This is a genomic window from Ruegeria lacuscaerulensis (genome assembly GCF_013033355.1).
Lineage (GTDB): Bacteria > Pseudomonadota > Alphaproteobacteria > Rhodobacterales > Rhodobacteraceae > Ruegeria > Ruegeria lacuscaerulensis_A.
This window is the reverse complement of record NZ_WQDY01000009.1, coordinates 136276-150547: the sequence shown is the minus strand read 5'-3', so window position 1 is coordinate 150547 and position 14272 is coordinate 136276. Positions and strand designations below refer to the sequence as shown.

General features: G+C 58.9%; 17 protein-coding genes. 7 read left to right on the top strand and 10 right to left on the bottom strand.

Annotation, left to right across the window (positions count from 1 at the left end):
* Window positions 1-25 precede the first annotated feature (25 nt).
* Together nth and GOW48_RS16080 are read left to right on the top strand one after the other, a co-directional pair.
* Entirely contained in the window at window positions 26-670 is a 645-nt protein-coding gene (nth, locus tag GOW48_RS16085) for an endonuclease III (protein ID WP_170355982.1), read from the top strand.
* Window positions 667-1656 carry an adenosine kinase gene (locus GOW48_RS16080; protein WP_170755233.1) on the top strand — a complete coding sequence of 330 codons (990 nt, stop codon included), beginning with the start codon at window positions 667-669 and terminating at the stop codon, window positions 1654-1656. The genes nth and GOW48_RS16080 overlap by 4 nt, the downstream gene beginning before the upstream one ends.
* Window positions 1657-1660: 4 nt before the next feature.
* Here the strand turns inward: GOW48_RS16080 and GOW48_RS16075 are convergent, their stop codons facing one another.
* On the bottom strand, window positions 1661-2500 hold the full coding sequence (locus GOW48_RS16075) for a DUF547 domain-containing protein (protein WP_170755232.1): 840 nt from the start codon (window positions 2498-2500) through the stop codon (window positions 1661-1663).
* Entirely contained in the window at window positions 2497-3870 is a 1374-nt protein-coding gene (locus GOW48_RS16070; RefSeq protein WP_170755231.1) for a radical SAM protein, read from the bottom strand. Before GOW48_RS16070 ends, GOW48_RS16075 begins: the two co-directional genes overlap by 4 nt.
* Window positions 3871-4014: 144 nt before the next feature.
* Between GOW48_RS16070 and GOW48_RS16065 the strand changes: the two genes are divergently transcribed.
* The gene (locus GOW48_RS16065; RefSeq protein WP_170755230.1) at window positions 4015-4692 is read left to right on the top strand and encodes an NYN domain-containing protein; all 678 of its coding nucleotides are present in this window, start codon (window positions 4015-4017) and stop codon (window positions 4690-4692) included.
* On the opposite strand, the gene GOW48_RS16060 is transcribed toward GOW48_RS16065, so the two are convergent.
* Window positions 4680-5165: an RNA pyrophosphohydrolase gene (locus tag GOW48_RS16060; RefSeq protein WP_170755229.1), complete on the bottom strand. Its 486-nt coding sequence runs from the start codon at window positions 5163-5165 to the stop codon at window positions 4680-4682. The genes GOW48_RS16065 and GOW48_RS16060 overlap by 13 nt on opposite strands.
* Before the next feature lie 139 nt (window positions 5166-5304).
* Here GOW48_RS16060 and GOW48_RS16055 point away from each other — a divergent pair, with 139 nt between their 5' ends.
* Complete coding sequence (locus tag GOW48_RS16055) at window positions 5305-7332, top strand: NADPH-dependent 2,4-dienoyl-CoA reductase (protein ID WP_331251827.1); 2028 nt, start codon at window positions 5305-5307, stop codon at window positions 7330-7332.
* Window positions 7333-7371: 39 nt separating this feature from the next.
* Here the strand turns inward: GOW48_RS16055 and GOW48_RS16050 are convergent, their stop codons facing one another.
* The gene (locus GOW48_RS16050) at window positions 7372-7812 is read right to left on the bottom strand and encodes a DUF4399 domain-containing protein (RefSeq protein WP_170755228.1); all 441 of its coding nucleotides are present in this window, start codon (window positions 7810-7812) and stop codon (window positions 7372-7374) included.
* A 227-nt stretch (window positions 7813-8039) separates the two neighbouring features.
* Here GOW48_RS16050 and GOW48_RS16045 point away from each other — a divergent pair, with 227 nt between their 5' ends.
* Window positions 8040-8945: a LysR family transcriptional regulator gene (locus GOW48_RS16045; protein WP_170355969.1), complete on the top strand. Its 906-nt coding sequence runs from the start codon at window positions 8040-8042 to the stop codon at window positions 8943-8945.
* Window positions 8946-8996: 51 nt separating this feature from the next.
* Here the strand turns inward: GOW48_RS16045 and GOW48_RS16040 are convergent, their stop codons facing one another.
* The 4 genes from GOW48_RS16040 to GOW48_RS16025 are packed head-to-tail and all read right to left on the bottom strand — an operon-like array spanning window position 8997 to window position 11910.
* Window positions 8997-9899: an OmpA family protein gene (locus tag GOW48_RS16040; protein ID WP_170755227.1), complete on the bottom strand. Its 903-nt coding sequence runs from the start codon at window positions 9897-9899 to the stop codon at window positions 8997-8999.
* Entirely contained in the window at window positions 9896-10468 is a 573-nt protein-coding gene (locus tag GOW48_RS16035) for a peroxidase-related enzyme (protein ID WP_331251826.1), read from the bottom strand. The genes GOW48_RS16040 and GOW48_RS16035 overlap by 4 nt, the downstream gene beginning before the upstream one ends.
* A gap of 15 nt (window positions 10469-10483) precedes the next feature.
* A complete protein-coding gene (locus GOW48_RS16030; protein WP_170755226.1) occupies window positions 10484-11191 on the bottom strand; it encodes a GNAT family N-acetyltransferase in 708 nt (235 codons plus the stop codon).
* On the bottom strand, window positions 11188-11910 hold the full coding sequence (locus tag GOW48_RS16025; protein WP_170755225.1) for a competence/damage-inducible protein A: 723 nt from the start codon (window positions 11908-11910) through the stop codon (window positions 11188-11190). The genes GOW48_RS16030 and GOW48_RS16025 overlap by 4 nt, the downstream gene beginning before the upstream one ends.
* A gap of 51 nt (window positions 11911-11961) precedes the next feature.
* On the opposite strand from GOW48_RS16025, the gene sfsA reads away from it, so the two are divergent.
* Window positions 11962-12663 carry a DNA/RNA nuclease SfsA gene (sfsA, locus tag GOW48_RS16020; RefSeq protein ID WP_170755224.1) on the top strand — a complete coding sequence of 234 codons (702 nt, stop codon included), beginning with the start codon at window positions 11962-11964 and terminating at the stop codon, window positions 12661-12663.
* 1 nt (window position 12664) lies between these two features.
* Here the strand turns inward: sfsA and GOW48_RS16015 are convergent, their stop codons facing one another.
* Window positions 12665-12967 carry a hypothetical protein gene (locus GOW48_RS16015; protein WP_170355958.1) on the bottom strand — a complete coding sequence of 101 codons (303 nt, stop codon included), beginning with the start codon at window positions 12965-12967 and terminating at the stop codon, window positions 12665-12667.
* Between the two features lie 305 nt (window positions 12968-13272).
* On the opposite strand from GOW48_RS16015, the gene map reads away from it, so the two are divergent.
* Window positions 13273-14085, top strand: a complete 813-nt coding sequence (gene map / locus GOW48_RS16010) for a type I methionyl aminopeptidase (RefSeq protein WP_170755223.1) — start codon at window positions 13273-13275, stop codon at window positions 14083-14085.
* Here map and GOW48_RS16005 read toward each other — a convergent pair.
* Window positions 14073-14252 (bottom strand): hypothetical protein, encoded by a 180-nt coding sequence (locus GOW48_RS16005; protein ID WP_170755222.1) that lies wholly within the window; start codon window positions 14250-14252, stop codon window positions 14073-14075. The two genes, map and GOW48_RS16005, sit on opposite strands and share 13 nt — an antisense overlap.
* Window positions 14253-14272: the final 20 nt, after the last annotated feature.

The window sequence follows — 14272 nt, the reverse complement described above, 5'->3', positions numbered from 1 at the left end:
GCCCTTGGGCGGCATTAAGGCCCGGATGGCAAAGCAACTCGACTACCACACGATCCGCGAGATCTTTACGCGTTTTCAGGACGCCGACCCCGAACCCAAGGGCGAGTTGGATCATGTGAACGTCTACACTCTGGTCGTCGCCGTCGCGCTGTCGGCGCAGGCCACCGATGCGGGCGTCAACAAAGCCACCAAAGAGCTGTTCAAAATCGCCGACACGCCGCAAAAGATGCTGGATCTGGGCGAAGAGGGCCTGACCGAGCATATCAAGACCATCGGCCTGTTCCGCCAGAAGGCCAAGAACGTCATCAAACTCAGTCGTATTCTGGTCGATGAGTATGGTGGCGAAGTGCCCAATTCCCGCGCCGCGCTGCAATCGCTGCCCGGTGTCGGGCGCAAGACGGCCAATGTGGTGCTGAACATGTGGTGGCGGCAACCGGCACAGGCGGTGGACACGCATATCTTTCGCGTCGGGAACCGTACCGGTATCTGCCCCGGCAAAGACGTGGACGCGGTCGAGCGCGCCGTCGAAGACAATATTCCCGCAGATTTTCAACTTCACGCGCATCACTGGCTGATCCTTCATGGGCGCTATCACTGCAAGGCGCGCAAACCACTGTGCGGAACCTGTATCATCCGCGATCTCTGTCAATTCGAGGACAAGACCCTATGAAAACGTATCAACTCACCGGTATCGGCAACGCCGTTGTGGACGTGATCTCTCAGGCCGATGACAGCTTTCTGGAGCTGATGGGCATCGAAAAAGGCATCATGCAGCTGATCGAGCAGGAACGCGGTGAAGTGCTCTATGCCTCGATGGAGGGGCGCGTGCAGACGCCGGGTGGCTCGGTCGCGAATACAATCGCGGGTGCAGGTGCGTTGGGCCTGGATGCGGCCTTCATTGGCCGGGTGCATGACGACGCGCTGGGGCGGTTCTATGCGGATGCGATGAACGAGGACGGGGTTGATTTCGTCAACCCGCCGGTGCCGGGTGGCGAGCTGCCGACCTCACGCTCGATGATCTTTGTCTCGCCCGATGGCGAACGGTCAATGAACACCTATCTGGGCATTTCATCGGAACTGTCATCTCTGGACGTATCCGAGGACGTGTCAGGCAACAGCCAGATCATGTTCCTTGAGGGGTATCTGTTCGACAAGGAAAAGGGCAAAGCCGCGTTTCTTGAGGCCGCGCGCACCTGTCACAGGGGCGGAGGCAAGGCGGGGATCGCGATTTCCGATCCGTTCTGCGTGGAACGTCACCGGGTCGATTTCCTGCTGCTGATCGAGAACGAGCTGGATTTCGTGATCGGCAACGAGGCCGAGATCAAATCGCTGTTCGAAACCGATGATCTTGAGGACGCTCTGGCCAAAACCGCCGCGATTTGCCCTCTGGTCGTATGTACCCGGTCGGGTGATGGCGTGACGGTTTTGTTCGGCGGTCAGCGCGTGGATGTACCAGTGGAAAAGGTTGTGCCCGTGGACGCCACCGGTGCGGGCGATCAGTTCGCGGCAGGGTTCCTGTTTGGTATGGCCACGGGCCGCGATTACGAGACCTGCGCCAAGATCGGCAACGTCTGCGCCCGCGAAGTGATCAGCCATATCGGCCCCCGCCCCGAGGCAAACATGCAGGAGCTGCTGCGGGCAGAAGGCTTGCTGTAAGCGCCTAAGACCCCGCTGCCGCGTCGTTCAGGGCCCAATCATATTGATAGGCCCGAACACGCGGCACGTCCTGCAATCGTGCCTTCAGATCCGGATCGGCGGCAGTCTGGATATACGCCAGAACCGCCTGCTCGTTCGGTCCGAAATCCTCTCGGAACCAGATGAAGATCTTGGACAGGATCAGCCCGCCATTGTCATTGAATCGGACCCCGCGCGTGTCGTTGATATAGGCGCGTTCGGCGGCGGCAAAGTCACGTTCCAGCGTGTCGGCCTGCCAGGCACGGTCCATCAGGTTGGGGCAGCCCACCGCGGCACAGTTCAGGGCATAATGAATGCGCGGCTCGTTGAATTCAGGGCGGATGATGCGGTGCTCGATCTCGTTCAGAGTCAAGCTCTGCCCAGCGACCGTGACCAGAGGCCGGTTCCACGGCCCGATCGACAGCGGCCCGTCCTTGATGTCGCGGATCGAGGCGACGGGGTAGTTTTCAAGGATCACATCCACCGTCACCGCGTTGTACATGTTGATCCAATAGGCCAACTGTTGATCACGGGTCAGCGCCGCAGGGTCCACCGCTTGCAAATCTTCGATATACCCGTCCAGACGCACCCTGTCGTCGGCCGAGACCTGCCCGTAAGCCACGCGATTCACCCCCTGCGCATCGGGTGCGACATAGCGGTTCAGAAAGGCGGTCCAGTCGCGGTGATCCACACGCTCTCCGGGTGGTTGGGCTGCGCGGGTCAGAGCGCTATTTGCCAAAGGCTCGGGCGCGGGAAGGGCCAGTCGTTCGACACTGGCACAGGCGGGCAGCAAGGGCAGCAACAGAAGGATCAGCAAACGTCTCATGAGGCATCCTTTCGGATTTGGCGCAGGGCGCGCATCTGCCCTTTCAGCCGTTTCATCGGGGCAAGAGCTGGGTCGCTAAGCTCGGGCAGGTCCGGCCCATTCGACAAGCGCGGAACAGCGGCGTTCCACCAGCTTGGGCCGGTGGGCCCGTCAAGACGATCAGGACTGGCCAAGTGCATATCGCGTTGAGCGTTGTGGGCGCACATCGACAGCGGCCCATTCGCCGTGGCCACCATAAACACACACGAGGCGCAGCGATCCTCGTCCAACTGATCTGCCGCCATGAAATTGTGAATGAAAACCGCCTGCCTCCTCACCGGGCCACGCAGCAGACCAGTGCCCAGACGAGTGATGCTCAGCCCAAGTTGACCCAATGCGCGCAAGGCCAGCAAAGGATGCCGCCGGATCATTCGCATGACCTTGGGACGAATGCGGATATGGGCATCCTGATTGTCGTCCACCCCTTCCAGCGCTGTCATCACCCGATGCACCAGCGGTTGGTTTGACAACAACGAAACAGCCCGCCCGCCTGCTGTTACAACACTGGCATAACTGTTGCACTTGGAATGCCCTACAGCTGCCGTGCCGAAATGCAGCGGGGCCTCGTATCCAGCTTCAATCGAACGCGCGACGCTGTCCTGCGTGATCATCTCGGGCCGTTCGCGCAACACACCGCGCCCGGTATCGGCCTGCATCTGGAACGAGACAAAGGCGACCTCGGGTCGGTCACGCAGAAACCGCGCCAATGCGGGAAGGTCATCAAAATTCCCCTCGAACACGGTGGTGTTGAACAGGATGCGCAGGCCCAACCCGCGCGCGCGTCGGATATAAGCACGGCGGACGGTGTTCAGCTCGACCTCGGAGGTGAACCCCTTGCGCTCTTGCGTCATATCCACGTGAAAAGCCACATCATCCAGCCCCGCCGCCGCCAACCGCGTCAGGAAAGCGCGGCTGGCGCGGATACCATTGGTCATTAGGCACGACCGCATCCCCAAGCGCTTGATTTCGCGGCACAGCGCCTCAAGGTCTTCGACCTTGCGCAGGGTCGGGTCGCCCCCAGTCAGCTGAACCGACACTCCGGTACCATAGTGGCTGTAGATCGTCTTCAACCGCGCGAACAGAACCGAAAGAGGCGGGTCATAGGTCATCTCGGCCCGGTCCGAGAGATAGCACAGCGTGCAATCCAGATTACATCGCTGCGTGACCTCAAGCGCGACGCAGGCGATAGGATAGAACCGCCCCGCCGTCTGCCCGGCGTGATATTCCCCACAGCTTTGCAATCCCTCGCGCAGAGGCGCGCGGCGGTCGGAACCGGTGAATTTGCGCCCGGCGGGGACGATGGCGGGGGGGCTGTGAACGGTGTCTCTCATGCGCACCAAGCTAGAGACGGGCCGACGTGCGAACTACGCCCCCTCACGGCAAGTTGTCGCAGGGTGAGTGAAGGGGGGGGGCCCAAGTTTCGCCTTAAACCGAAACTATCAAACCGAGAATTGAACAAAGGATATTTAATACGCATGACACAGCGCGTTGCCGTATTGGTCGATGGCGACAATTTGAGTGCCCATCACAGCGATATGATCCTACAGGCCGGTCATCAGGCGGGTCGGGTGGACTTCGCGCGGGTATACATGAATGCAAGGCGCAATTCCTCCTGGCATGAGGTCGGCGCTTTTCAACTGATCCACAGCGGAAGCGGAAAGAACGCGACCGATCTTTTGCTTGCCATCGACGCGATGGACGTGGCTCTGCAACAAGGTATCGACGTTGTCGTGATCGCAAGCTCGGACGGGGACTTCGTTCACCTGCACCGGAGATTGCGCGAGCGTGGCGTGACCACAATCGGTGCAGGTGAGGGCAAAACTCCTGAAAGCATACGCGCGTCCTGTGTTCGTTTCGTCGAGTTAATACTTTCGGAACCTAAGGCGCTGCGACCCAAATCGGTCTCGGATTTGGATTGCCAAATCCGCAATATTATTGCGAGCAACAGCAAAACCGGGACAGGGATGCAACTGACCATCCTTGGGGCCAAAATGCACCGGCAGCACGGCATCAGGATTAGCGACCGCCCCGAGAAAACCTGGCGGCAATACCTGAAATCCAAGCCTGAATTATATGAGTTGGACCCCGCTGGTCAGAATGCACATGTGCGGCTCAAACCGGACGGGTTTGAACAAATCGCTCAGTCCAGGTGATCCGCAAAAGCGGCGACCACTTGTTCGTAAACGCCCCGCTTGAAAGGCACGATCTCGTCCACCAGATGTGCGGGCTCCTGCCATTTCCATTGGGTGAATTCCGGGTGTTCAGTTTCGATATTGATCTGATCATCGCGCCCCGTGAAACGCAGCAGGAACCATTTCTGTTCCTGCCCGCGATAGCGCCCCTTCCAGATCTTCGGCACGATGTCATGAGGCAGATCATATGGCAGCCAGCCGGGGGTTTCGGCCACCACCTCGACCAGATCTGCGGTCACGCCGGTTTCTTCCCACAACTCGCGCAGGGCGGCATCGTGCGGGTCTTCACCTTTGTCCACACCACCCTGCGGCATCTGCCATGCGTCCTTGTGGCGGTCATTACGTTGCCCGACGAAAATCTTGCCCTCTGCATTCATGAGCATCAACCCGACACAGGGACGATAGGGCAGTTTAGCGATCTGGTCGGGGGTCATGCTCGGCCTCGTAATTTTCCTATGCAGGTTCTGTATCAACTGCCAGACTAACAGCAAAGACTTTGACGTTAGGTTTCACGTGACAACGTTGACGTGAACGTCAATCTAACGCTCAAACAACCGAGAGGGAGAGTTCGCCGTGACTGCGTACCCAAACATGCTGGCCCCGCTGGATCTGGGCTTCACCACTCTGAAAAACCGGGTCCTGATGGGTTCGATGCATACGGGGCTCGAGGAAACGGGCGATTGGAACCGGGTGGCCGAGTTTTATGCCGACCGTGCACGCGGCGAAGTTGGGCTGATGGTGACGGGCGGGATTGGCCCGAACCTCGAAGGCTCGGTCCTGCCCGGCGCGTCTATGATGACCAATGAAGATGAGGTCGCCAAGCATTCCATCGTGACCCAGCGCGTACACGAGGCGGGCGGCAAGATCGCCATGCAGATCCTGCACGCGGGCCGCTATGCGTATGGTCCTAAATGCGTGGCCCCCAGCCCGGTGAAATCGCCCATCTCACCCTTCCCGCCCAATGAGCTGGATGAGGACGGGATCGAAAAGCAGATCGCCGATATCGTCAACGCCGCCACGCTGGCCCAAAAGGCAGGCTATGACGGCGTCGAGATCATGGGGTCCGAGGGGTATTTCATCAACCAGTTCCTCGTGACCCATACCAACAAACGCACCGACCGTTGGGGCGGATCATATGAAAACCGGATGCGCCTGCCGATTGAAATCGTGCGCCGCACGCGTGAGGCCGTGGGCAGCGATTTCATCATCATCTATCGCCTGTCGATGATTGATCTGGTGCCCAATGGCTCGACCCATGATGAGGTTGTGCAACTGGCGCAAGAGATCGAAAAGGCCGGTGCCACTATCCTGAACACCGGCATCGGCTGGCATGAGGCGCGGATTCCGACCATTGCCACATCCGTTCCCCGCGCGGCCTTTGCCTGGGTGACGAAAAAGCTGATGGGCAAGGTGAGCATTCCGGTGATCACCTCGAACCGGATCAACACGCCCGAAGTGGCAGAAGACGTTCTATCGACCGGATGTGCTGACATGGTTTCCTTGGCCCGTCCGATGTTGGCGGATGCGGATTTCGTCGCCAAGGCGATGAACGGCAACGCGGCCAAGATCGCGCCCTGTATTGCCTGTAACCAAGCCTGTCTGGACCACACGTTCAGCGGCAGGCTGACATCCTGTCTGGTCAACCCGCGCGCTTGTCACGAGACCGAGCTGGTGATCGAACCCGCCGAGACCCGCAAAACCGTGGCCATCGTCGGTGCAGGCCCCGCGGGTCTGTCCACCGCAATGACCGCCGCCCAGCGCGGCCATGACGTTACCCTGTTCGACCGCGCCAGCGAAATTGGCGGCCAGCTGAACATGGCCAAACAGGTGCCCGGCAAGGAAGAGTTCTGGGGTTTGGTCGATTGGTTCCGCACCATGATCGCTGATCTTGGAGTAAAGGTCGAACTGAACCGCGAAGTCACGGCTGACGACCTGACCGGCTTTGACGAGGTGGTCATTGCCACCGGCGTCACCCCGCGCGACCCGCAGATTCCGGGACAGGATCGGGACAACGTGATCGACTATATTGACGTGCTGCGCCACAAGGCCGAGGTCGGCAAATCCGTCGCCGTGATCGGCGCGGGTGGTATCGGGTTCGACGTGTCCGAATTCCTGCTGGAGGACGGCCACAGCATTACCACTGACCTGCCTGCCTGGATGAAGGAATGGGGCGTCACCGACCCCGCCGAGCATCGCGCCGGTCTGGCCCCCGAAGGCCCGCAACCCGCCGCGCCTGCGCGCCAGGTGACTCTGCTGCAGCGAAAGAAGCAAGCGCATGGCAAGAGTCTGGGTAAAACAACCGGCTGGATCCACCGCGCCACGCTGAAGATGAAGGACGTCAATTTCGTCGGCGGCGTGAATTATGAACGCATCGACGATGACGGCCTGCATGTCAGCTTTGGCGAAGAGCGTGCCGACCCGACCGTGATCGCGGCGGATACGATTGTTTTGTGTTCCGGTCAGGTCTCGGACCGCAGCCTTGCGGATGCGCTGATCGAACGCGGTATCACCCCGCATGTGATCGGCGGCGCGGATGTGGCGGCGGAGCTGGACGCCAAACGCGCAATCAATCAGGGTACACGACTGGCGGCTGGTTTCTAAAGCGGCAAGCCGGGCCTCGTTGCGGGGCCCGACTTGCTTTTATTCGACGGTGATTGTGATCACCTCGGAGACGATGGGCGGATTATGGGGCACATGTCCCGCATCACCCAACACCAGCTGCAGCGTGTGTTCTCCAGGGGCCATCTCAAGCGTCACCTCGGTTTGGCCGCCGCCAAAATGGATGTGGTTGTCATCTGCGGGCAGACCATAGGCCAGCTCATCCGCGCCATCCTCGCCCTGCCCCAGAGGCGGACGGTCAATCAAAAGGTGATGATGGCCGGTATTTTCGGCCTCTGTCCCGGCAGGCGCCACACCCATGCCGTTCAGGCCAAAGACGATTGTTACTGGGGATTGCACGGAATCACCGTCGGACAGATTAACGAAATAAACCTCGGCATCTGGGTTCGATGGGGTCTCTCCTGCGGCCAGAACGATGCTGGCAGAAAACATCAGAGCAACGATGGAAAAAAAGGCTTTCATAATCTCCTCCTTGGTCACAAATTTGCCATTCTCATCTTAGCATATTTGCCTTGATCCCCATAAAACCCAGCGTTTATTGGGTTTGTGGCGAATTTAGAAACCACCGTTTCCACGTTTCCTATATTCGAACGATCCGTTTTAAATCCCTTTTATTATCCCGAATATGCCCTGTTTCCGCCCAGATTGCTGGCCAAACTGGTTGAAACGAAAAGACCTGGGGAACGAGAATGGACAGACTGACCGAAATGGAAGCCTTTGCCAACGTGGTGGACCAGGGTGGCTTCACTGATGCGGCGAAAAAAATGGGCATCTCCAAATCGGCCGTGTCAAAGCACGTCTCGAGCTTGGAGGCGCGCTTGGGCGCACGCCTTTTAAACCGCACAACGCGCCGTGTTTCACCGACCGAGATTGGCCTTGCGTATTACGACCGTGCCCGTCGGGTGCTCAATGACGCAGGCGAAGCCGATGCGTTGGTTACGTCAATGCAGTCCGCTCCGTCCGGCCTGCTCAGGATCAGTGTGGCGACCGATTTCGGCGTCAATCACCTGTCACCGGTTCTGTCCGAGTTTTTGTCAGCTTATCCCGATATCACCGTCAACATGGTCCTCAACAACCGCTACGTTGAACTGATCTCGGAAGGTTTCGACGTCGCGGTGCGTATCGGAGAGCTGGAAGACAGCACCTTGCGCGCACGCAAACTAACAGAAACCGTGAAACGAATGGTTGCTGCGCCAAGCTATATGGAAAAATACGGCTTACCGCAGAAGATTGATGACCTGAACGAACATAAGCTGCTGCACTATTCCAGCCAGTCTTCGGGCAATGTCTGGAAGCTGACCGCCCCGTCTGGCGAAAAGCGTCAGGTTCGGACCGCCGGCTGGTTGAGCGTGAATGATGGGCAGTCTCTGCTGAACGCGGCGATCTCGGGCCTTGGGATCGCGCATTTGCCCAGCTACCTTTATGCCAGTGCGTTGAAATCCGGCAAAGTTCTGGACGCGATGCCATCTTTGCCAGACGAGGTTCAGGGTGTCTTTGCGGTCTATCCGCCTGGTCGCTTTACGCAACCCAAAGTACGTGCATTCATTGATTTCCTGGTCGAGTCCTTCAAGGACAGAGGACCAATGGATTGGTAATTTCTCCCCGGTGAAGACTGAACGGCCCGTACGAAAGTGCGGGCCTTTTTTTCAATTCACCAGCAGGACTGCCTCGACCCTTCGATTCTGATCACGGCCTTCTGGCGTCGCGTTCGTTGTCATCGGTGCCAGATACCCAATCCCGCGGGCCTCAAGACGATTTCCCGCAACGCCATGACCCTCAATCAATCGGACCCGGACAGCCTGCGCCCGCCCCGTGCTGACCGAGATATTCGCCTCGAGCGTGCCGGTATCGTCGGTGTTCCCGACAAGCGCCAGCCGAACATCGGGATTTTCGGACATATAGGCCGCAATCAACGCCAGCGACGGAAAGGGACCTTCGCCCAGCGTAATCTCTCCGGTTCTGAAATGCAGGTCGTCCAAAATGACATGACCGTTCTGCTCCAGCTCGGACAGCAGACCACCGGCCTGATTTACCGTTTCTTCGACAACCAGCGCAGGCGGTTCGGGTGCATCCACAGGCGTCACACGGATCATCTGCACGTAGCCATCGGGGGGGGTACGACTTACCAGCAAACTCAGGGCCTCTTCGCCGCGTGTGGCGGACAGAAAGCGATAGTCCTGAATGGCCACATACATGTCGGGCGTGGGTACGACTTCGGTGCCAAAACGGAAATCGAAGCCACCGCAGGTAATCGCCTCGCATTCGAATGCTATGTCAAAACCCTGATCCACGACTTGCTGACGCAGTGGCGCCAGTATCTGCAGGGTCGTACTGGACCCGGACTGCAATCGCCACGTCAACCGCTCAACCCGGCCTTCAATCACGCGATCTGGGACTTTGCCCGATTCAAAGCGACCGATGGGCATGTTATAACTGTCCAGTGCGCTGGTGCGATCGCTCACCAGACGCGACCCCGACGGCAAAGCAACTTCCTGCGCCGCCGCCGACCCCGCCAGCAACATGGATATCAGGACCGCGCGGCGGATCATCGGGCCTGCGCGTGATACGCGTCATTCGGAGCCATCGCTGTTGCGCTGGCGACCCGGTTTGACATGTTGAAAAAGCCTGTGACGTTGGCGATATCCCAGATATCGCGATCGCTGAACCCCACGTCGCGCAAAAGCTGGCGGTCGGGCTCCTCGATCTCGGCGCTGGCGGTTGTTATTTTGCGTGCAAAGTCCAGCATCGCCCGTTGCCGCGCGTCCAGAGGCGCGACCCGGTAGTTCATCACCAGCATCTCGCCCAGTTGGGGGTTGCCCGACATCTGCCGCACCGCAGCCCCATGCGCCACAAGGCAGTAAAAGCACTTGTTGATGGCCGAAACGACCACTGCAATCATCTCACGTTCAAGCTTGGACAACCCGCTATCGGCCAACATCAGATCGTTATACATGGCGGTAAAGGTGTTCAGCTTGTCGACATCAAAGGCATAGGCCCGCAACACGTTAGGCACAAATCCCAGCTTTTCGACGCAGATATCGAAATACCTCTGCGTTTCGGGTGGCAGAGGATCAGCCATCGGTAAATTCAGCGCAGTCGGCAAAGGATGGTCGGTCACGTCAGGCTTTTCTCCTTAGATACACTGACGGTAATGGTATTCTCCGACGATCTCCATTCCAAGTGCGTGATAGAGACCATTGGCCCCAGCATTTGCCTTGGTGCAGATTACGCTTAGGGCTTGCGCGCCTTGTTCCTGCGCCCAGAACGCAGCTGCACGCATCGCCCATTTTCCCAACCCGTGGCGACGATGATCGGGCAGGATCTCCAACGCATGGACCATGGCAATAGCGTCATGCATGGCGACAAAACCCGTACCTGCGGGTTGATCCGAACGCCGCATGAGCAGACCCGTTTTCGGCCCCGTGGCACGAGCCATCACGGCCAATCGCGCAGGTCCGATCCCGCCTTTGGCCCAGATCTCATTCATGATGGCCAGCGGATCCCAGATGGCAAAGGCTGTCACACGCGGAATCGGGATATCCGTCAAGTGACCAACCGGGCAGGAATAGATATTGACGGCGTCCAGAACCTCATAGCCTCGGTTCTCGAGTTGCCGATCAAGCACCTCATCGCCGGGCCACAAACAAAAGATGCGCTTCTGACCCATCGCCAGCATCGCCGTCTCGGCCGAGTCGATCTGTGCCTCGGTCGCCGGTCCAAGAGCACTGGCCGCCGACACACGAGAACCGCCGCCCTGCCCTTCGCGCAGTTGAAACGGCCCAAGCCGTTCGTACCGTGCGGCAGGCCATGTGCCATCAACGATACTGGCCCAGCGCGTCAAAGCTGAAGCTCTTTCGCAAGCCGGGTGATTGCGGCATCGACTTGCGGCCCATCGGTGCCTCGGACGACAATATTGGCACCGAAGACACCGTTGACCTGAAATGGATAGCTGCCAATCGCCAAATCTGGAAAATCAGCAGCCAAGACGGCCAGAGGCCCCGCGATGTCGCCTTCGCCGCGATTGACGCGCAGCGTCTGAGACAGTAGCGGGCTTCCACCGGTCAGGCCCGGCAAAACGCTGGCCACCATGGCCTGAAACACCGAAGGCACCCCGGCCATGACATGCACGTTCTCGATCGTGAAACCGGGTGCTGTCGATACCGGGTTGTCGATCAGGGTCGCGCCATCCGGGATGCGTGCCATGCGCAAGCGAGCCGCGTTCAGCTCTAACCCGGAATTTTTATAATGTGCTTCAAGCAGAGCCCGGGCGTCAGCGCGCACATCAATGGCCGCACCAAAGGCCCGTGCGATGCAATCGGCAGTGATATCGTCATGTGTCGGGCCGATTCCACCGCTGGTAAAAACATGGTCATGTGCGTCCGCCAACGCTTTGATGGCCGCCTCGATCGCCGGAGCGTCGTCGCTGACAATGCGCACCTCTTTCAGGTCGATGCCTTGTTTGGTTAGCTCACCGGCGAGATAGTGCATATTGGCATCGCGTGTGCGGCCCGACAGGATTTCATCCCCGATCACCAGCATTGCAGCGGTTGGATTGGCCATGGCGCATACCCTCTCTTGATCGACCCTACGGGCAGGTATAGGCCGTGGGACATGCGATTTGAAACCCCTCTTGTCCCCGCCCGCCTGATCCGCCGTTACAAACGCTTTCTCGCCGATTGCCAGCTGGAAGACGGGCGCGAGGTGACTGCCCATTGTGCCAATCCGGGCTCGATGATGGGGCTAGCGGAGCCTGGCCAGAAAATCTGGCTGGAACCCAATGACGACCCGAAGAAAAAGCTGAAATACGGCTGGCGGCTGGTCGACCATGAAAACGGGCATTTCACCGGGGTGGATACATCCGTTCCCAACAAAGCCTTGCGCGCCGCACTGCAGGCTCGTGACATCCCGGCTTTGGCTGCCTATGAAACCGTACGGCCCGAGGTCAAATACGGACAAAACAGCCGCGTTGATTTTCTACTGACCCAACCCGGCCTGCCCGACGCCTATGTCGAGGTCAAAAGCGTTACCTTGTCGCGCCAACCCGGTCTGGCCGAGTTTCCCGATAGCGTCACGGCGCGTGGCACCAAACATTTGGGCGAGTTGGCTGAGATGGCAACACAAGGACATCGGGCAATCATGCTGTATCTGGTGCAGCGCACCGATTGCGGCAGGTTTGCTCTGGCTGCAGACATCGATCCCGCCTATGTGGCAGCTTTTGAAGCCGCTAGAGGAGTGGAGCGGCTGATCTGCGGCACGGCGATTTCGCCCCAAGGTGTTTGGGTCGACGCAGGCAAAGACTGGCAAATCACATAACTTAACCAGAGAACCGGAATTCGCCCAGATATGCACCGGTTTGCGGATTGAACCCGCGATAACTGCCATCTTCTGCCAGTCCCACGACCGCGCACAGCTTGCGGCCCTGTCGGAAAGTGGCCCAACGGCTGCAAATTTCACTCCCTTCCAACCACCAATCGCCAGTGTCCTGCCCCAGCTGCGGCACACGGATTTGAAATCCGCCGTCGCTATGTATCCGGGCGGATCCGGTGATATGAAACCGCTGAAACGCGATTTTGCGGTCCGTTGTCAACAAAGCAGACAGGTCATCCGCGGACAGCATCTGCACCTCCTCTCGGCACCCGGCAAGGACGCAAAGGGCGAGGATCAGGTTTCTTTTCAAACGTCGTGTCCTTTGTTGCACAGCGTGAATCTATCGTCATTCTGCGAGTGCGCAGATCACAAGATCTGCGCGAAATTACTCGCCGACTGCCAATCCAATTGCATCTAAACTGCAGGCATGCTTGAATTTCTGCAGTATCAAACCATTTTTACTGATCTGCAGACCCGCGACCCATCGCCCTCTGGAACTTTCTGCACAAGCAGCGTAAACAAAGTGCTGCGCGAAACATTTGGAGCCTAGCGTCGATGAAAGAGCATCGTGGCCGCCTGACCAAGGACGGTATCCGCATCTATGAACAGGGTGACTTTGCCGGCATGCATGCGGCAGGGGCCTTGGCTGCACGGATTCTGGATGATATCGCCCCGCATGTGTTCCCGGGCCAGACCACCGGCGCGATTGACGGGTTGATCACCCAGATGGTCGAGGACGCGGGCGCGACCTCGGCAACCATTGGATACAAGGGCTATCAGCACGCCAGCTGCATCAGCGTAAACCATGTTGTCTGCCACGGCATTCCCGGCGACAAGCGGCTGAAAGACGGCGATATCCTGAATATCGACGTCACGGTTATTGTGGATGGCTGGTTTGGCGACACCTCACGCATGTATGTGGCCGGTAAGCTGCCCCGCAAAGCCGAGCGTTTGATTCAAGTGACCCATGACGCCCTGTTCAAGGGCATCGAGATGGTCAAGCCCGGCAACACCTTCGGTGATATCGGCCACGCGATTCAGGCCTATGTCGAGGCGCACCGGATGAGCGTCGTGCGCGATTTCTGCGGTCACGGTCTGGGGCGTGTATTCCACGCACCGCCCAACGTGTTGCATTACGGCCGTCCCGGCACCGGTGCCGTTCTGGAAGAGGGCATGTTCTTCACCATAGAACCGATGGTCAATCTGGGCCGACCCGAGACCAAGACGCTGGCCGATGACTGGACCGCCGTGACTCGCGACAAGTCGTTGTCAGCGCAGTTTGAACACTCGGTGGGTGTAACGGCCAATGGGGTCGAGATTTTCACCCTGTCACCGGGCGATATGTTCCACCCGACCTATTCGTCCTGATCAAGCGCCTGATCGCGGAGCAGTTTCAGCAACAAAGTTTCATCCCGCCACGGGATGACGGCGTCATGGATGAACACAGGGGCGCGCAAGGGCTTGCGCTCGGGGCTGGTTGAGGTGTCGGCATCCTGCGAAGGTGCCCAGAACGGAGGGGTGAGTGCGCGATCCATACCGCAGCTTACCACATCCG

Excerpts from the sequence above, each read along its gene's own strand:
- GOW48_RS16070 (WP_170755231.1), bottom strand. The coding sequence starts at position 3,870 with ATGAGAGACACCGTTCACAGCCCCCCCGCCATCGTCCCCGCCGGGCGC.
- GOW48_RS16015 (WP_170355958.1), bottom strand. The coding sequence starts at position 12,967 with ATGCTGTCCGCGGATGACCTGTCTGCTTTGTTGACAACGGACCGCAAA.
- GOW48_RS16075 (WP_170755232.1), bottom strand. The coding sequence starts at position 2,500 with ATGAGACGTTTGCTGATCCTTCTGTTGCTGCCCTTGCTGCCCGCCTGT.
- GOW48_RS16050 (WP_170755228.1), bottom strand. The coding sequence starts at position 7,812 with ATGAAAGCCTTTTTTTCCATCGTTGCTCTGATGTTTTCTGCCAGCATC.
- sfsA (WP_170755224.1), top strand. The coding sequence starts at position 11,962 with ATGCGATTTGAAACCCCTCTTGTCCCCGCCCGCCTGATCCGCCGTTAC.
- GOW48_RS16045 (WP_170355969.1), top strand. The coding sequence starts at position 8,040 with ATGGACAGACTGACCGAAATGGAAGCCTTTGCCAACGTGGTGGACCAG.
- map (WP_170755223.1), top strand. The coding sequence starts at position 13,273 with ATGAAAGAGCATCGTGGCCGCCTGACCAAGGACGGTATCCGCATCTAT.
- GOW48_RS16065 (WP_170755230.1), top strand. The coding sequence starts at position 4,015 with ATGACACAGCGCGTTGCCGTATTGGTCGATGGCGACAATTTGAGTGCC.
- GOW48_RS16005 (WP_170755222.1), bottom strand. The coding sequence starts at position 14,252 with ATGGATCGCGCACTCACCCCTCCGTTCTGGGCACCTTCGCAGGATGCC.
- GOW48_RS16040 (WP_170755227.1), bottom strand. The coding sequence starts at position 9,899 with ATGATCCGCCGCGCGGTCCTGATATCCATGTTGCTGGCGGGGTCGGCG.
- nth (WP_170355982.1), top strand. The coding sequence starts at position 26 with ATGGCAAAGCAACTCGACTACCACACGATCCGCGAGATCTTTACGCGT.
- GOW48_RS16060 (WP_170755229.1), bottom strand. The coding sequence starts at position 5,165 with ATGACCCCCGACCAGATCGCTAAACTGCCCTATCGTCCCTGTGTCGGG.
- GOW48_RS16025 (WP_170755225.1), bottom strand. The coding sequence starts at position 11,910 with ATGGCCAATCCAACCGCTGCAATGCTGGTGATCGGGGATGAAATCCTG.
- GOW48_RS16080 (WP_170755233.1), top strand. The coding sequence starts at position 667 with ATGAAAACGTATCAACTCACCGGTATCGGCAACGCCGTTGTGGACGTG.